Origin of the sequence: Methylotenera versatilis 301, assembly GCF_000093025.1 — a bacterium.
Classification (GTDB): domain Bacteria; phylum Pseudomonadota; class Gammaproteobacteria; order Burkholderiales; family Methylophilaceae; genus Methylotenera; species Methylotenera versatilis.
In genome coordinates, this window is record NC_014207.1 from 3,042,298 (window position 1) to 3,059,871 (window position 17,574).

Sequence of the window (17,574 nt, forward strand, 5' to 3'; positions counted from 1 at the left end):
TGGCTAAAGTATAACAAAAAAGGCAGCCTAAGCTGCCTTTTTGCTGGTGTTAACTTTCGTTACACCGAATTGATTTTGGTCATCAATGATTAACTTTACGTAGTCGCTCAATCGCTTGAATTTGTGCAATCGCTTCAGACAATTCAGCCTGCGCTTTTGCATAATCAATGTCTGAAGTACGATTTTTCATTGCTTCTTCAGCAGCAGCTTTTGCCGCAACTGCTTTAGCTTCGTCTAAATCGTGACCACGCACTGCAGTATCAGCCAACACAGTAATTAAACCTGGTTGAACTTCTAAAAGACCGCCAGAGATAAAAATCAAAGTCTCTTCAGCAGTGTCAGCCAGTTTAATACGTAATGAACCTGGTTTGATTGTAGTTACCATAGGTGCATGGTGAGGATATATACCTACTTCACCTGTACTTGCCGGAACTACAACAAACTCAGCTTCACCAGCAAATATACTGGCTTCTGCACTTACTACATCGATATGAACAGTATTTGCCATATTTTTCTCTATACTTTATTAAAGTTTACTAAGTATTAAATCAGCTTAGTTTAAAGTTTTGGCTTTTTCTACTGCTTCTTCAATGCCACCTACCATGTAGAACGCTTGCTCAGGCAAGTGATCGTATTCACCAGCAACAATCGCTTTAAAGCCTTTGATTGTTTCTTTTAGTGGAACGTATTTACCAGGCGCGCCAGTAAACACTTCAGCTACGTGGAATGGTTGTGACAAGAAACGTTGGATTTTACGAGCACGGCCAACAGCTAATTTATCTTCTGGTGACAATTCGTCCATACCCAAAATAGCAATAATGTCGCGTAGCTCTTTATAACGTTGTAATGTTTGTTGAACAGAACGTGCAACGTTGTAATGCTCTTCACCAACTACCAATGGATCTAATTGACGTGATGTTGAATCTAGTGGATCAACCGCTGGGTAGATACCTAAAGATGCAATGTCACGTGACAACACAACTGTTGAGTCCAAATGCTGGAATGTTGTCGCTGGTGATGGGTCAGTCAAGTCATCGGCAGGTACGTAAACCGCTTGGATAGAAGTAATAGAACCTGTTTTGGTTGATGTAATACGCTCTTGTAAACGACCCATTTCATCAGCTAGAGTAGGTTGGTAACCTACAGCTGAAGGCATACGACCTAACAAAGCTGATACTTCAGTACCGGCCAATGTGTAGCGGTAGATATTATCAACGAAGAACAACACGTCACGACCTTCGTCACGGAATTTCTCAGCCATAGTCAAACCCGACAAAGCTACGCGTAAACGGTTGCCTGGTGGTTCGTTCATTTGACCGAATACCATCGCTACTTTTGATTCTTTCATGTCGTCAAGTTTAATAACACCAGCTTCTGCCATTTCATGGTAGAAGTCGTTACCTTCACGAGTACGCTCACCCACACCTGCAAACACTGATAAACCTGAGTGTTGTTTTGCAATGTTGTTGATAAGTTCAAGCATGTTAACTGTTTTACCTACACCAGCACCACCGAACAAACCAACTTTACCGCCTTTAGCAAATGGACAAACTAAGTCAATTACCTTGATACCTGTTTCCAACAAGTCAACTGATGGAGATAACTCTTCAAAAGTTGGCGCTTTTTGGTGAATTGCACGACGCTCATCACAATCAATTGGACCAGCCTCATCAATTGGGCGGCCTAACACGTCCATAATACGACCCAAAGTGCCTACACCAACTGGCACAGTAATTTGATCGCCTGTTGATTTGAATGATGTACCACGTGCAAGACCATCTGAAGAACCCATGGCAATCGTACGCACAATACCGTCACCTAATTGCTGTTGCACTTCAAGTGTTAAGCCTGCTTCAGCATTGCTTGATGCGTCGTCAATAATCAACGCTTCAAACACTTTAGGCATTTGATCGCGTGGAAATTCAACGTCGACCACCGCACCAATGATTTGCACTACTTTACCTATTTTTACACTAACGTTCGCTGTACTCATTTTTTATATCCTATTCAAGCTAATCTGTTGAATTGTAATTTAATTCTTAAAAATACTATGATACCGCTGCCGCGCCGCCGACGATTTCTGAAATCTCTTTGGTAATGGCTGCTTGACGTGCTTTGTTGTAAACCAGTTTCAAATCACCAATGACTTCTTTCGCATTGTCAGACGCTGATTTCATTGCCACCATACGTGAAGATTGCTCAGAAGCCATGTTCTCTGCCACTGCGTTATAAACTAATGATTCGATATAACGTGTCATTAATTGATCAACTACTGGCTTAGCTTCAGGCTCATAGATGTAATCCCAATGACCTTTAGGACTACCTAGTTGCTCGCCACTCAATGGTAACAATTGCTCCATCACTGGCTCTTGCTTCATGGTATTAATGAACTTGGTATAGCTAATATAAAGCTGGTCAATTTCGCCAGCTTCATACGCATCCAACATCACTTTAATGGTACCGATTAGCGTTTCTAAATGCGGCACATCGCCTAAACCAGTAATGTGCGATTTAACATTAGCACCAACGCGGTTCATGAAGCTGAAACCCTTGTTACCAATTGCACTTACTGCAATCGCTTTACCTTCAGATTCCCAATTTTTCATTTGGTTAACTGAGAGGCGCAGCATGTTGGTGTTTAGACCGCCACATAGGCCTTTATCTGAGCTCACCACAATCAAACCGACGTTTTTAACAACATCACGTTTGATTAAATATGGGTGTTTATATTCTGGGTTTGCAAATGAAAGATGCGCAGCAACGTTACGAATTTTCTCAGCATACGGACGGCTTGCACGCATTCTATCTTGCGCTTTACGCATTTTAGAAGCGGCAACCATTTCCATCGCTTTTGTGATCTTACGTGTATTTTCAACACTCTTGATCTTGGTTCTAATCTCTTTACTACCAGCCATTTTTAGTCCTAGATAGTAGAATTATTAGTAAGCGTTTGTTGCTTTGAAGTCTTGAATTGCGGCTTCAACTGCTTTTTCGTTATCGCCAGCTAAATCTTTGCTAGATTCAATGCCTTCCATCAATTTAGCGTATTTAGAACCCATGAAACCGTGTAATGCGTTTTCAAAAGCTAACACTTTATTGGTTGGAACATCATCAAAGTAGCCTTTATTAGCCGCTAACAATGTAATCGCCATTTTAGAAACACTTAATGGTGCGTATTGCGCTTGTTTCATCAACTCAGTAAACATACGACCGCGGTCTAGCTGTTTACGTGTTGCTTCATCCAAATCAGAAGCGAACTGCGCGAACGCAGCCAATTCACGGTATTGCGCTAATGCTAAACGTACACCGCCACCAAGTTTCTTAATAACTTTAGTTTGTGCTGCACCACCCACGCGAGATACTGAAATACCGGCGTTGATCGCTGGACGAATACCAGCGTTAAACAAGTCAGTTTCCAAGAAGATCTGACCATCGGTAATAGAAATCACGTTAGTTGGAACGAAGGCAGAAACGTCACCAGCCGCAGTTTCAATCACTGGCAATGCAGTCAATGAACCTGTTTTACCTTTAACAGCACCGTTAGTGAATTTTTCAACGTAATCTTCATTTACACGAGCTGCACGCTCAAGTAAACGTGAGTGGATGTAGAACACGTCGCCTGGGTACGCTTCACGACCTGGTGGACGGCGTAATAGCAATGAAATTTGACGGTAAGCAATCGCTTGTTTAGTCAAATCATCATAAACGATCAATGCATCTTCACCACGGTCACGGAAGTATTCGCCCATCGTACAACCAGCGTACGGTGCTAAAAATTGTAATGCTGCTGAATCTGATGCTGTTGCCGCAACCACGATGGTGTAAGCAAGTGCGCCGTTTTCTTCAAGTTTACGTACCACGTTAGCGACAGTAGAAGCCTTTTGGCCAATCGCTACATAGATACAGGTCATGTTTTGACCTTTTTGATTGATGATGGCATCAATCGCAACCGCAGTTTTACCTGTTTGACGGTCACCAATAATCAATTCACGTTGACCACGGCCAACTGGAACCATAGAGTCAACAGATTTCAAACCTGTTTGAACTGGTTGTGAAACTGATTTACGTGCAATCACGCCTGGTGCAACCTTTTCAATCTTGTCAGTCATTTTTGCATTAACTGGGCCTTTACCATCAATTGGTTGACCTAGTGCATTGACAACGCGACCGATTAATTCTGGACCTACTGGCACTTCTAAAATACGACCTGTACATTTACAGATATCGCCTTCAGTAATATGCTCGTAGTCACCTAGAACAACCGCACCCACTGAATCGCGCTCTAAGTTAAGCGCCAAACCGAATGTGTTGCCTGGGAACTCGATCATCTCGCCAGCCATCACGTTTGAAAGACCATGAATACGAACGATACCGTCAGTTACTGAAATTACTGTACCTTGAGTACGCGCTTCAGCTGAGGTAGAAAAATTTTCTAATCTGCTTTTAATCAGTTCACTGATTTCTGATGTAGATAACTGCATGTTAACTCCTAAATTGTTCTTTGCTTATGCTGAAAGCGTGTACGCTAAATTTTGTAACTGACCTTTGACGGATGCGTCTATCACGGTATCGCCAACAATAATTTTAATCCCACCAATCAGTTCTGAATCTACAGAAACATTGGCTTCAATTTTTTTACCGAACTTAGCTTCTAAGCGTTTTACCAAATCTTTGACTTCTGCGGCACTAGGTTTTGCAGCAGCAATAATTTGCGCATCTAAGGTGCCTTCGTCTAGCGCCTTAAGCTCTTCAAACGCTTCAGTAATCGCTGGCAAAATAGACATACGTCCGTAGTCAACCAACACTTTAATCAAGTTTTGACCTTGTTCGTTAAGCTTATCACCACACACTTTTAAAAAAACGGCTTGCAATTCGCTGCTGACCACTTTGGGATCTTGAATGTAAGCTTGCATCTGCGCGTCGCTAGCGACACTTGATGCAAAACCTAACATTTCAGACCATTTAGCCAACGACTTTTGTTCACGACCTAATTTATAAGCAGCAACTGCGTAAGGCCTTGCGATGGTTGATATTTCAGCCATGTCTTATCCTTAAAGTTCTGCTGCTAGTTTAGATAACATTTCACTGTGTGCTTTTGCGTCAATTTCTTTACGCAAGATTTTTTCAGCACCAGCAATTGCTAGCGCAGACACTTGTGAACGAAGACCTTCTTTAGCGCGGTTTACTTCTTGGTCGATTTCAGCTTTAGCACCAGCTAAAATACGCTCGCCTTCAGCTTTAGCGTTACCTTTAGCTTCTTCAACGATTTGTGTTCCGCGTTTTTCAGCTTGGCCAATAATCTCACTCGCTTTTTGTTTAGCTTCAGCTAATGTCGCTTCTGATTTCTTAGCTGCAACTTCCAAAGCACTTCTGCCTTCTTGAGCTGCCGCTAAACCATCCGCGATTTCCTTTTGGCGTGTTTCAATCGCTGATAACAGCGGTGGCCAAACGAATTTCACTGTGAACCAAATCAACACAGCAAATGCAATAGCTTGTGCGATAAGTGTAAAGTTAATATTCATTACTTACTCCAATATTTAAGTCGTTTAATTTGCGCTAAATTTAAGTAGCGCCAAATTATTTATAAGCTAATTACTTAGCTACTACACTTAATAATGGGTTAGCAAATGCAAACATCATCGCAAGACCAACGCCAATAATGAAAGAAGCATCGATAAGACCTAATAGCAAGAATACTTTACCTTGCAATTGTGGAATCATTTCTGGTTGACGAGCAGCGCCTTCTAAGAAGCTTGCGCACATAATACCAATACCGATACAAGCACCCGCAGCGCCTAAACCAATAATTAAACCAATACCAACGCCTGTGTAGGCTTGAATCATTGCTAATGCATCCATTTTATTACCCTCTCAAAAATTAAACTTACAACTAAACTAGAACTACAAAAAAATACTAAAAATTTAATACCGAAGAACTTAATGTGACTCGTGTGCCATTGATAAATAAACCACTGTCAGCATCATGAAAATAAACGCTTGTAATGCCACAATTAAAATATGGAATATTGACCAGCCAGCACCTAGAATTGCACCGAAGATTGTGCCTGAAATACCAGTGGCAGCCCACATACCGAGCAACAAGAAAATCACCTCACCAGCATACATATTGCCGAATAGTCGCAATGAGTGTGAAAGTGGTTTTGAAACGTATTCGATTAAATTGAACAGAAAGTTCAACGGTAAAACCCAGAATTTAGTGCCGAATGGCGTATAGAAAAGCTCATGAATCCAACCACCAAAGCCTTTAACTTTGATTGAGAAGAATATCATCAAGAACCACACCGCTAAAGCCAATGCAAAAGTTGTGTTGATGTCTGAAGTTGGAACACTGCGCCAGTGCTCTAGACCTAATGGCGCGTAAACGAAATGGTGCATCACATCTACAGGTAAAAAGTCCATGGCGTTCATGGCTAAAACCCATAAAAATACTGTTAATGCTGTTGGAGCGATGAAACTGTGGCGATTGCCGTGAAATATATTTTTTACCTGGTCATCTACAAAACTGAAAATTAGCTCTACAAATGCTTGACCTTTTGAAGGTACGCCAGCTGTTGCGCCGCGCGCTACCCACCAAATCAAACCCATTACTACTACACCAAGCAATACAGACATAACAAGACTGTCGTAATTTAACATCCAAAAGCTACCGTCACCAACTGGTTGCGAGTTAAAAGTTAAATGATGCGTAATGTATTCAGAAGGGGTGAGTGCTTTTTCTGCTTGTTCTATAGCCATAATCTATTATTTACTTTAATAAAATTCGTTTAAATTAAACTTTTAACTTACTAAACTTTCAATCTGCTCAAAGCGGCACCCGAAAACAGTGCAGCTGCTGCCAAACCAGCAATGAGTGCAAATGGCACTAACTGCTTATACAACTTAAATATAACTACCAATAACACGATAATTATTAAAATCTTGGTTGCTTCAGCTTTTAATAAATTGATTAATATTGCTGAAGCATCTTTATTATTTTCGCCGCGTTTTGCTACCGCTACCGCAGCACAGGCGCCTAGCACTACACTGGCACCACCTAACATCGCTGAAACACTTGCATGCAAACCCGACACAAATAAAGCCAAAACAGCAACGCTCAACGTAGCAACTAATTGAATTTTAAGCATTTTGCTAAATACATCTGATGTGTTGGATGTTGACAATTGCTTAAACCCTGTAACTGAAAACTAGTTAATTTTGACGCTTACTATTGTTGTGTTTTGCTGCTTATTTTGCGATTTTTACATGCACTATATAGCAAAGACCGCGATTTTGAATTATTACCGATTTTTAGTCAAGGATTAAGTTACAAGCATTTACATTTTGTTTAAGCAAAATGAAACACTTAGCGCGAAATTCTACTCACAATTTCATCAAGTTGATCTAAATTTGCATAGCTAATTTTTAAAGTACCAGCCCCTTTTGCATCGGCTTTAATGCTGACTGTTGCACCTAATTTATCACTTAATGCTTCTTGCAGCCTTAATACATCAGGATTTATGTGGGTTTTCTGTATTTGTTTTTGAGGCGCTTCAATGCTTGTAGCTTCTAGATTTTTTACCAGACTTTCTACTTCACGTACTGATAAATTATCCTGAACAATTTGTGTTGCAAGCATCACTTGTTGCGCACCATCTAGACCAATTAATGCACGTGCATGGCCCATATCTAGCTTGCCATGCATCAACATATCTTGCACTGGTGCGCATAAAGTGAGCAGACGCAATAAATTTGAAACCGCCACACGTGAACGACCTACTGCCGCAGCGGCTTTTTCGTGCGTCATTTCAAACTCATCAATCAGGCGTTTAATACCTTGCGCTTCTTCTAATGGATTCAGGTTTTCACGTTGAATATTCTCGATCAAGGCCATTGCCAATGCAGCCTCATCGGCGATTTCACGTACCAATACAGGCACTTCTTCTAAACCCGCCATCTGACTAGCGCGCCAGCGGCGTTCACCGGCAATGATTTCATAATGGTCGTCATCTCCGTGCTCATTAGGTATGTGACGCACCAAAATCGGCTGCATAATGCCTTGCGATTTAATCGAAGCAGCTAAAGTTTGCAAGGCGGCATCATCCATATAGCTACGTGGTTGATATTTTCCAGATTGCAATTGCTCAACTTTTAGCACTAAAAGTGAATCGGCTTCACCAACACTGCCCATATCGCCTGCAAGCAAGCTATCCAGCCCGCGACCCAAGCCTCTATTTAAGCCTTTTAACTTAGCCATGTTTTTTATCACTCCGCATTACTTCTTTTGCTAATTCCAAATAGGCCACCGCGCCTTTTGAAGCTTTATCATAATTCAACACAGGCACACCGTAGCTGGGCGCTTCTGCTAAACGAATATTGCGCGGAATAATAGTTTTGTATACCTTATCGCCAAAATGGCTGATTAGTTGCGCAGACACTTGCTGTGCGAGCATATTGCGATTATCGAACAAGGTGCGTAACAAACCTTCAATCTCTAGCGTTGGATTCAAACGCGCGCGCACTTTTTTGATGGTATTTACTAAGTCCGACAAGCCTTCTAAGGCGTAATATTCACATTGCATCGGTATCATCACGGCGCTAGAGGCCGTGAGCGCATTCACCGTGACCAAGTTAAGGGCAGGGGGGCAATCCAACAATACAAAATCATAAGGCGCAGCTTCTTCGGCGCTCACTAATTTAGCAATCGCCACTTTTAAGCGATTTTCGCGCGCCAGCTCATTCACCAACTCAACTTCCGCACCTGCTAAATCGCGATTTGATGGCGCAATATCAAAGCCGCCTTTTTCACTGGTTAAAATCACTTCTTTTAGCGACTTCTCACCAATCAACACATGATAAATACTGAACTTTAAGTGTGCTTTATCTATACCACTACCTGTACTGGCATTGCCCTGCGGATCCAAATCAATCAGTAAAACGCGCTTACCTAAACTAGCCAAACTAGCAGCCAAGTTCACGCAAGTCGTGGTTTTACCTACACCGCCTTTTTGATTAGTGATTGCTAATATTTTCATTATTTTCTTATAGGTTTATCAGAATAAAATTAACTGGATTAACTTACGACTAGACTCAATTGACACTTAAAAAAACCAGATGACGCTCTGCGTCTAAACCTGCTACTTTCAGGATTTCAATTTTGTTCACCTGCACGCCCGCACTTTTAAAATCTTGATGCTCAAACTCATGCTCTGGCATTACGCCTTTCATAGCGAGCCACAACCCATTACTGGCTAGCAAATGTTTTGTGAGTTTAACAAATAGTCCAATTTCTGAAAAAGCGCGTGAAATTATCACATCAAATTTCACGTCTTTTTTAAGCGCCTCTACACGTCCAACTTCAACCTGAAAATTGCTCAAACCTAATTCGCCTTTTACTTGTCGCATGAAGCTGGTTTTTTTAGCGACAGAATCTATCGCCGTTACTTGCAACTCTGGCAGACATATCGCCAAGGGAATGCTCGGCAAACCGGCACCTGCACCAACATCCAATAAACACTTAGGTGTTAGGGCCTGCACATGCGGTAGTACGCTCAAGCTATCTAACAAATGCAAAGTCACCATTTCTAGCGGATCTCGGATTGCCGTGAGATTATGCACTTTGTTCCATTTATCAATGAGCAACAGATAGGCAATCAATTTCGCTTGTTTTTCAGCGTCGATTTGCAAATCCATTTCGAGCAAACCAGATTGCAGCTTACTTTGTAGCGCACTTATCAAAGTCATACGGCAATTTACGCTGCTAAATCTGCAGCCGGCTTGCTACGGGATTGACGTTTCAAATACACCAATAACAAGGAAATAGCCGCAGGTGTTATACCTGAAATACGGCTGGCCTGACCTATGGTTTCTGGTTTTTGCGCATTCAATTTTTGTTGTGCTTCAATCGGCAAACCATGAATTTCACGATAATCCAAATTATCAGGCAGCCTTGTATTTTCTTGACCACGACTACGAGCGACTTCATCAGTTTGGCGATCAATATAGCCTTGATATTTGGCAGCGATTTCCACTTGCTCGCGCACAGAAGGTTCAACTTCGCCCAAGCCGATTTCACCTAATGTGAGCACAGCTTCATAGCTCACTTCTGGACGACGCAGTAACTCAAACAAACTATATTCATGCTCAAGCGGCTTGCCAAACATTTCCACCATTTTTTCTGTGGGCACATTAGCCGGTTGCACAAAAGTCTTCTTAAGGCGGTCTTGCTCGCGTTCAACCGCTTCTTTCTTGCGGCTAAAAGCCTCCCAACGGGCATCATCCACCAAGCCTAATTTGCGACCGATTTCAGTCAGGCGCATATCAGCGTTGTCTTCACGCAATTGCAAGCGATACTCAGCACGGCTGGTAAACATACGGTATGGCTCAGTGACGCCGCGAGTGATTAAGTCATCGACCATCACACCCAAATAAGCTTCATCGCGAGCAGGACACCAGGACTCTTTGCCTTGTGAATAAAGCGCAGCATTCGCACCTGCTAGCAAACCTTGCGCAGCAGCTTCTTCGTAACCAGTAGTGCCGTTAATTTGTCCTGCAAAGAACAAGCCTTGCACCATTTTGGTTTCCAGCGAGCTTTTCAAACCACGCGGATCATAGTAGTCATATTCAATCGCATAGCCCGGGCGCAGAATATGTGCATTTTCTAGACCGCGTACTGAGCGCACTAACGCTAGCTGAATATCAAACGGCAAGCTGGTTGAAATACCGTTTGGATAAACTTCATTGGTGGTTAAGCCTTCAGGCTCCAAGAAAATTTGGTGTGAATCTTTATCGGCAAAGCGGTGAATTTTATCTTCCACACTTGGGCAGTACCGTGGACCCACACCTTCAATCACCCCCGTGTACATAGGTGAGCGATCTAAACCGCTACGAATAATATCGTGTGTACGCTCATTAGTATGCGTAATCCAGCAGGGCAGTTGAGCGGGGTGATGCGCAACATTACCCATAAAAGAAAACACAGGCACAGGGTCGTCGCCCGGCTGAATCGTCATCACAGAATAATCAATCGTGCGACCATCAATTCGTGGCGGCGTACCAGTTTTCAATCTACCTGCAGGCAAACCGATTTCACGTAAACGTGCTGCTAATGAAATGGCTGGTGGATCACCTGCGCGACCAGCGCTGTAGTTTTGCAGCCCCACATGCACCAAACCACCTAAAAATGTACCCGCAGTGAGCACGACTGATTTAGAGGTAAAGCGCAACCCAATTTGCGTCACCACACCAGCAGCACGATCACCCTCTAAAATAATGTCATCCACAGCTTGTTGAAACAGCCAAAGGTTAGGCTGGTTTTCCAAGCGATGTCTAATCGCCGCTTTATACAATACGCGGTCAGCTTGAGCGCGAGTAGCACGTACGGCAGGGCCTTTACTGGAATTTAAAACTCTAAATTGAATACCGCCTTCATCCGTCGCGGCCGCCATTGCGCCACCAAGCGCATCAATCTCTTTTACTAAATGACCTTTGCCGATACCGCCAATGCTTGGATTGCACGACATTTGACCTAAAGTTTCGATATTATGTGTAAGCAATAAGGTTTTTTGCCCCATTCTGGCACTAGCAAGCGCAGCTTCGGTGCCTGCGTGCCCGCCACCGACTACAATCACATCAAAAACGTCAGGAAAATTCATATATTCAAGCTTGTCTTTCAAACAATAGGCACAATATAACAACCATCGGAATACAATCACGTCTTAAGTGATTGAAGGTATTGTGCGAAGGCTAGATTTTACTTTAATAGCCGCCAATAGTCATGTAAAAGCATGTTTTTTCACAGAATTAAGTCAACTCTTTTTACCTTAAAACGTTACCTTTACAAGATAGACACAATTTCTTAATAATCTTGGCATAATATTCGCTTTACAAAAATTAAAGCATCTTTTAGCAAACTACTTTATTATGTGAATGTTGAAGCATGATTGCTAAGCAAGAATAATTTTTTATTAAAAATAATGGAGCAGCAAATGAAAAAATTAAGTATCCTTTTAGTAGCATTGTTAGGTTTTAGCGCCATTTCTGCGCATGCCAGCATTGCAAATGCAAAAAAATTAGTATTGATCTACCATACCCAAGCCATCGCTGAAAATAAAGAATTTGCTGGGCCTTCAGCTGAAGAAGGCAAAGCTTTTTTCAATAACAAAGTTAAAACTGCTAACGGCAAAGAAGTTGCTTGCGCTTCATGCCACACTGCAAACCCAGCTGATAACGGCAAAAATATCGTCACAGGCAAAGTGATTAAACCACTATCTCCAGTGGTTAATACAAAACGCTTCTCTGACTTTGATAAAGTGGAAGCTAAATTTTCACAACATTGTGTTGATATTTTAGGCATGGACTGTACAGCAGCTCAAAAAGCCAACTACATCACTTACGTTTTAACAGAAAAAACACCAACAGTTAAAGCCAAAAAATAAGCTTTAAACTTTAAATTAAAAAGCAGTGTTTCACGTGAAACACTGCTTTTTTAACATCTAAAATTCCCCTACAACCCATATATTTTCATCAATTAAGCCTTTTACAGCTAGCACTTGCCGGGTAGTATCGTACCTCATACCTAAATTGCAGCATGCGGCATAATTTACAAGCCGCTAAAATAAACCTCGTAAAGTGGCATGTAGTATTAAACTCAAATCTGGCAAGTAAAAATCCAATAAAGCTTCGCGCATTCCCAGCATAAAATCCACTTGTGATGGCGAATTGAGGGGTAAATTACAACGCACAAAATGGAAGCTCATTAGGTTTTCATGTAAATTAGAGAGACTCTCTTCTCTTAATTTATCGGGGACATGAATACAGTATTGATGACTTATGTGTAGAATCTCACCTGACCAACTATATTTCTAGACTACATTTCAACCATTAAGATTCTAGATTACAGCAAATCGACATGATCATTTAGTTTTCACCTCCGTAGTGACAAAACCAAAGTCACCAAATGTCTATTAGAAATGCTGGAGTGATGATTGTTTCACGTGAAACACAAAAATTAACATCCTGGCTTGATAATTAAAAGGCAAAGCTATTGACGAGTGCGTGATTGCGCGCCTATAGTATGGCAAGCGTATTTGTGCAAATACCACGGCGCTTTCACCGAACAAATATTGAGGAGAACTGTATGGCGGGTAAATTCGAATTAAAAACAGCAAAAAGCGGACAATTTCATTTCAATCTATTGGCGGGTAATGGCCAAATAATTATGCAAAGCGAAATGTATGAAAGCAAAGCTAGCGCATTAAATGGTATTGCATCAATCCAAAAAAATGCCGCTGACGATGCACGTTATGATCGCTTAGTTTCAAAATCAGAGAAACCATATTTCGTACTTAAAGCTGGCAACCATCAAGTCATTGGCCAAAGTCAAATGTACGAAAGTGAGGCGGGTCGCGACAATGGTATTGAATCTGTTAAAAAGAATGCACCTGAAGCTACAGTTGACGACCAAACGGCTTAAGCTTTAATTCTTTGCCATAGTAAAAAAGGCGCCTTGAGCGCCTTTTTTACTGCTTATTAATTGTCACTTTCCGATGCAGAATTTTGAGAATATTTCGCCCAATAAATCATCCGGCGTAAATTCTCCTGTAATACTACTTAATGCGTCCTGAGATATTCTCAGCTCTTCAGCTATCAACTCCGCAGAGTTAATTTGTTCAGATGCAAAATTTAAATGTATCTGCACTTGGCTTAATGCTTCCAAATGTCTGGCGCGCGCCATAAAAACACCTTCAGAATTATTTTCATAACCTGCGAGTTTTAGTAAATGGCTTTTTAATAAATCTAAGCCGGCGCCAGTTTTAGCAGAAAGGTAGATGTGCATTGCGCCGTCTTTTTCTGCAACTAAAGCAGGTTCGTTGGCCACATCAATCTTGTTATGCACCCAAATTTTGCGAATTTCTTGCGGCAACCTAGCTAAAATCGATTTTTCAGTTTCCGTGATACCATGAGCTGCATCTACCAACAATAATGCGATATTGGCGCTTTGTGCGGCTCGCCAAGTTCGCTCAATACCGAATTTTTCTACTTCATCATCAGTTTCGCGCAAACCTGCAGTGTCAATTACATGCAAAGGTACACCATTTATTTGAATGGCATTTTTGATGGTATCGCGAGTTGTGCCTGCAATTGAGGTAACGATAGCAATTTCTTCACCTGCCAATTGATTCATCAGGCTAGATTTTCCAACATTGGGTTGGCCAACCAAAACGACATTGATGCCTTCTCGTAGTAAACTCCCTTGTTTAGCTTTTGCAAACACCGCATTCAACTCTACGATAATTGTAGCTAATTTATCTGCTACGCGACCTTGTGTAATAAAGTCGATTTCCTCTTCAGGAAAATCTAAGCACGCTTCAACAAACATGCGTAAATCGATGAGTTTTAAAAGTAGGGTATTGATGCGTTGCGAGAACTCCCCAGATAAAGAACGGACAGCACTTTTAGCGGCTTCTGCCGTAGCGGCATTAATGAGGTCAGCAACAGCTTCGGCTTGAGCTAAATCTATTTTATCGTTTAGATATGCACGGCGTGTGAACTCGCCTGGCTCAGCTTGACGTGCACCCAACTCAATACAACGCGCCAGCAAAATCTGCATAAGCGCAGTACCACCGTGAGCCTGAAGCTCTAAGACGTCTTCGCCGGTATATGAATGAGGATTGGGGTAATAAATTGCAATGCCACGATCAATTAAATCACCGTTGGCTTGTTTAAAATCTAGATAAGCTGCATGGCGTGGAGCAGGGATGTGTCCTAGAACGCCAGTAGCTATTTGACCAGAAAATGGCCCAGACACCCGTACAACACCAATGCCGCCAGCGCCACTGGCTGTGGCGATGGCGGCTATGGTGTCTAGTGGCTTAGTGTTTGCCACCTGACTTTTTCAATAACGCTGCTGCATGGATTGATTTGTTCACATACCATTGTTGCCAAATTGAGATGATGTTATTCACTACCCAATACAACACCAAACCAGCCGGGAAGAAGAAAAAGAATACACTGAATATAACTGGCATCCATGTCATCACTTTAGCTTGAATAGGGTCTGTTGGTTTAGGATTAAGTTTAGTTTGAATAATCATAGAAATACCCATGATTATTGGCAAAATATAGTAGGGATCAACTGCTGAAAGATCTTGAATCCAGCCAAAGAATGGCGCATGGCGTAATTCAATTGAGCCTAGCAACATCCAGTACAGGGAAATAAATACTGGAATCTGAATCAAAATCGGCAAGCAACCGCTCATAGGATTGATTTTCTCTGTTTTATAGAGCTCCATCATCGCTTGCTGCATTTTCTGTCTATCATCCCCAAACTTTTGTTTCATTGACTCTAAACGTGGTGCCAACTCACGCATTTGCGCCATTGAGCGATAGCTTTTTGCTGATAATGGGTAGAAAGCTGCTTTAATTAACAAGGTAAGTAAAATAATCGCCACACCCCAGTTATGTACTAAGCTGTGAATAAGTGACAACACCCAAAATAATGGTGAAGCCACCATTTTTAACCAACCATAATCCACGGTGTATTCTAGGCCTGGTGCGGTTTCAACTAAATCTTTCTTAGTTTGTGGGCCTGAGAATAAACGTGCTGGAACAGTTAAACTTGCGCCTGGTGCAATAGTGCTTAATGTACTTTTCGAACCGATTCTGTACATGTGCTCGTTAAGCTTTTCTGTATAAAACTCGCGTGCTAAGCCATCTTTAGGAATCCATGCACTCACAAAGTAATGCTGCAACAAACCAACCCAACCATCGTTAGAAGTCACTTTAAGCGGCTCTTTAGCCATATCTTTAAATGCAAGCTTTTTGAATTTTGTCGCTTCAGTATAGTAAGTGCCGCCTGTAAATGTTGGCATTAGCTTAGAGCCCTGATTAGACTCGTTATCATGCACGATTTGGTAATAAACTACTGGTGTAATAGCGGCTGCAGAGCCATTTTTGATTTCATAATTCACATCGATTGCATATTTGTTGCGATGGAAAGTGTAAACCTTATCCACAGTTACGCCATTGCCAACCCAGCTTAAACGTACCTCTAAAGTATCTTTGCCATCTTGCATTTGATAAGTGGGCGCAGCAGAAGTGAATACTGCTTTATGTGAAGGTAAATCAGCACCAATTAAACCTGTTTGCGCGACATACGTCATTGGTTTAGCAGAGTCATCTAACAAAACAAAGTTAGTTTTAACGTTATCTGATGCGCGATGCTTCAATAACTCTAGTCTACGTAAATCGCCGCCTGTGGTTTCAATATCTGCTTTATATAAATCAGTAGTGACGCTAATACGCTGACCTGCTGAGAGTTTAAAATCGCTATCAACAGCGACATTCCCAGACACGGCAGCTGTGCTGCTTGTCGCACCAGCTACAGTTTGACTGCTTTGTTGCACCACTTCGGCAGGCGCATGTTGGCGCTGCCAAGCATCCCACAACATCAAAATTGACATTGAAAATATAACAAACAGAACTAAACGTTTTGTATCCATGATTTTTAGGGCAATCTTATAAAGTATTTTAAATGTTAAGGAATAGGATCGTGTCCACCAGCATGCCAAGGGTGGCAACGCGACAAACGGCGTACGGTGTAATAACTACCAACAATCGCGCCATGCTTACTGATAGCTTCTATCGAATAGTGTGAGCAAGTAGGGTAAAAACGACATTGCTGACCAAAGAATGGGCTTAGCAATACTTGGTAAGCTTTAATCAACCATATCAGTATACGCGCCATTATGTTCATCATTGATCGTTAGAGGCTATCATTTGCTTGTGTCATTACTTGTGAGCTCTTTATGCTGGCTTAAAATAACGCGCTGGTTTAATTTATAAATAAGTGAATCAAACTCTTGTTTAATTTGAATAAAATCCACTTTATCAAATTTTTTTTGTACTCTAATAATTAAATCAACATGGCAAATATCATGCTGATTTAACCTAAAAAACTCACGCAAAACTCTACGCATATAGTTTCTACTAACCGCTAATTTAGCTGTTTTTTTCCCTACAACTAACCCTAAACGCGCTCGTTGAAGAGTATTTGGTTGATAGTGCATCACCAGATACTTCAAAGAAAAACGTTTGCGGAAATTAAAAACGGATGAAAAATCATCCGTTTTAATCATCTTGGCTTGCTTAACAAGCCTATATGTTTGCACCATTATTTTTAACTGCTTTAGTAATACTGTAATTAAAAATTACTGCGATTAAAACTAACGCTGATAATGCTGCGATGTAATATAAAGCCCTAACGGACTTTAAAATTACAGACCTAGACGTTTACGACCTTTAGCGCGACGAGCAGCAATAACAGCACGACCACCTTTAGTAGCCATACGAACTAAGAAGCCATGCGTACGAGCACGACGTGTTTTTGAAGGTTGATAAGTACGTTTCATGTAATTCTCCAGCGAGCGAAATGCTATAAAGGGCGCTATTAGACACGATAACTGCCTATTTTGTCAACGTTTATTTAGTTTTGTAAAGATTGTATTTGCCTGTGGATAAGTTAGCATAAACCAGCTAAAATGTATTTGATAAACTGTCAGAATTCAATAATGAAAT

The 17,574-nt window shown here is 41.5% G+C and carries 20 protein-coding genes; 2 read left to right on the forward strand and 18 right to left on the reverse strand.

The genetic code is table 11. The features are described from left to right. Positions 1–82 precede the first annotated feature (82 nt). The 13 genes from M301_RS14015 to mnmG all read right to left on the reverse strand — a co-directional run bounded on the left by M301_RS14015 (position 83) and on the right by mnmG (position 11,651). Positions 83–508: a F0F1 ATP synthase subunit epsilon gene (locus M301_RS14015; protein ID WP_013149439.1), complete on the reverse strand. Its 426-nt coding sequence runs from the start codon at positions 506–508 to the stop codon at positions 83–85. A 45-nt stretch (positions 509–553) separates the two neighbouring features. Beyond that, positions 554–1,993: a F0F1 ATP synthase subunit beta gene (gene atpD / locus M301_RS14020; RefSeq protein WP_013149440.1), complete on the reverse strand. Its 1,440-nt coding sequence runs from the start codon at positions 1,991–1,993 to the stop codon at positions 554–556. Between the two features lie 55 nt (positions 1,994–2,048). Then, positions 2,049–2,915: a F0F1 ATP synthase subunit gamma gene (gene atpG, locus M301_RS14025; protein WP_013149441.1), complete on the reverse strand. Its 867-nt coding sequence runs from the start codon at positions 2,913–2,915 to the stop codon at positions 2,049–2,051. 24 nt (positions 2,916–2,939) lie between these two features. After that, on the reverse strand, positions 2,940–4,481 hold the full coding sequence (gene atpA / locus M301_RS14030; RefSeq protein WP_013149442.1) for a F0F1 ATP synthase subunit alpha: 1,542 nt from the start codon (positions 4,479–4,481) through the stop codon (positions 2,940–2,942). A gap of 24 nt (positions 4,482–4,505) precedes the next feature. Next, the gene (locus tag M301_RS14035) at positions 4,506–5,042 is read right to left on the reverse strand and encodes a F0F1 ATP synthase subunit delta (protein ID WP_013149443.1); all 537 of its coding nucleotides are present in this window, start codon (positions 5,040–5,042) and stop codon (positions 4,506–4,508) included. Between the two features lie 9 nt (positions 5,043–5,051). Continuing rightward, entirely contained in the window at positions 5,052–5,522 is a 471-nt protein-coding gene (locus tag M301_RS14040; RefSeq protein WP_013149444.1) for a F0F1 ATP synthase subunit B, read from the reverse strand. 70 nt (positions 5,523–5,592) lie between these two features. Then, positions 5,593–5,859: a F0F1 ATP synthase subunit C gene (gene atpE / locus M301_RS14045; protein ID WP_013149445.1), complete on the reverse strand. Its 267-nt coding sequence runs from the start codon at positions 5,857–5,859 to the stop codon at positions 5,593–5,595. 78 nt (positions 5,860–5,937) lie between these two features. Then, entirely contained in the window at positions 5,938–6,756 is an 819-nt protein-coding gene (atpB, locus tag M301_RS14050) for a F0F1 ATP synthase subunit A (protein WP_013149446.1), read from the reverse strand. Between the two features lie 50 nt (positions 6,757–6,806). Then, a complete protein-coding gene (locus M301_RS14055) occupies positions 6,807–7,145 on the reverse strand; it encodes an ATP synthase subunit I (protein WP_081439430.1) in 339 nt (112 codons plus the stop codon). Positions 7,146–7,363: 218 nt separating this feature from the next. Next, positions 7,364–8,254 carry a ParB/RepB/Spo0J family partition protein gene (locus M301_RS14060; RefSeq protein WP_013149448.1) on the reverse strand — a complete coding sequence of 297 codons (891 nt, stop codon included), beginning with the start codon at positions 8,252–8,254 and terminating at the stop codon, positions 7,364–7,366. After that, positions 8,247–9,032 (reverse strand): ParA family protein, encoded by a 786-nt coding sequence (locus M301_RS14065; RefSeq protein ID WP_013149449.1) that lies wholly within the window; start codon positions 9,030–9,032, stop codon positions 8,247–8,249. The genes M301_RS14060 and M301_RS14065 overlap by 8 nt, the downstream gene beginning before the upstream one ends. 55 nt (positions 9,033–9,087) lie before the next feature. Next, positions 9,088–9,741, reverse strand: coding sequence for a 16S rRNA (guanine(527)-N(7))-methyltransferase RsmG (gene rsmG, locus M301_RS14070; RefSeq protein WP_013149450.1), 654 nt, complete (start codon positions 9,739–9,741; stop codon positions 9,088–9,090). An 8-nt stretch (positions 9,742–9,749) separates the two neighbouring features. Continuing rightward, on the reverse strand, positions 9,750–11,651 hold the full coding sequence (gene mnmG / locus M301_RS14075; protein WP_013149451.1) for a tRNA uridine-5-carboxymethylaminomethyl(34) synthesis enzyme MnmG: 1,902 nt from the start codon (positions 11,649–11,651) through the stop codon (positions 9,750–9,752). A 333-nt stretch (positions 11,652–11,984) separates the two neighbouring features. Here mnmG and M301_RS14080 point away from each other — a divergent pair, with 333 nt between their 5' ends. Further along, a complete protein-coding gene (locus M301_RS14080) occupies positions 11,985–12,434 on the forward strand; it encodes a DUF1924 domain-containing protein (RefSeq protein ID WP_013149452.1) in 450 nt (149 codons plus the stop codon). 701 nt (positions 12,435–13,135) lie between these two features. After that, complete coding sequence (locus M301_RS14085; protein WP_013149453.1) at positions 13,136–13,471, forward strand: YegP family protein; 336 nt, start codon at positions 13,136–13,138, stop codon at positions 13,469–13,471. A 63-nt stretch (positions 13,472–13,534) separates the two neighbouring features. Here the strand turns inward: M301_RS14085 and mnmE are convergent, their stop codons facing one another. The 5 genes from mnmE to rpmH all read right to left on the reverse strand — a co-directional run bounded on the left by mnmE (position 13,535) and on the right by rpmH (position 17,408). Further along, a complete protein-coding gene (gene mnmE / locus M301_RS14090) occupies positions 13,535–14,884 on the reverse strand; it encodes a tRNA uridine-5-carboxymethylaminomethyl(34) synthesis GTPase MnmE (protein ID WP_013149454.1) in 1,350 nt (449 codons plus the stop codon). After that, positions 14,871–16,499 carry a membrane protein insertase YidC gene (gene yidC / locus M301_RS14095; protein ID WP_013149455.1) on the reverse strand — a complete coding sequence of 543 codons (1,629 nt, stop codon included), beginning with the start codon at positions 16,497–16,499 and terminating at the stop codon, positions 14,871–14,873. Before yidC ends, mnmE begins: the two co-directional genes overlap by 14 nt. Before the next feature lie 35 nt (positions 16,500–16,534). After that, positions 16,535–16,744, reverse strand: a complete 210-nt coding sequence (gene yidD / locus M301_RS14100) for a membrane protein insertion efficiency factor YidD (RefSeq protein WP_049769989.1) — start codon at positions 16,742–16,744, stop codon at positions 16,535–16,537. A 28-nt stretch (positions 16,745–16,772) separates the two neighbouring features. Further along, positions 16,773–17,171: a ribonuclease P protein component gene (rnpA, locus tag M301_RS14105; protein ID WP_013149457.1), complete on the reverse strand. Its 399-nt coding sequence runs from the start codon at positions 17,169–17,171 to the stop codon at positions 16,773–16,775. Between the two features lie 102 nt (positions 17,172–17,273). Further along, positions 17,274–17,408: a 50S ribosomal protein L34 gene (gene rpmH / locus M301_RS14110; protein WP_013149458.1), complete on the reverse strand. Its 135-nt coding sequence runs from the start codon at positions 17,406–17,408 to the stop codon at positions 17,274–17,276. Between the last annotated feature and the right edge of the window lie 166 nt (positions 17,409–17,574).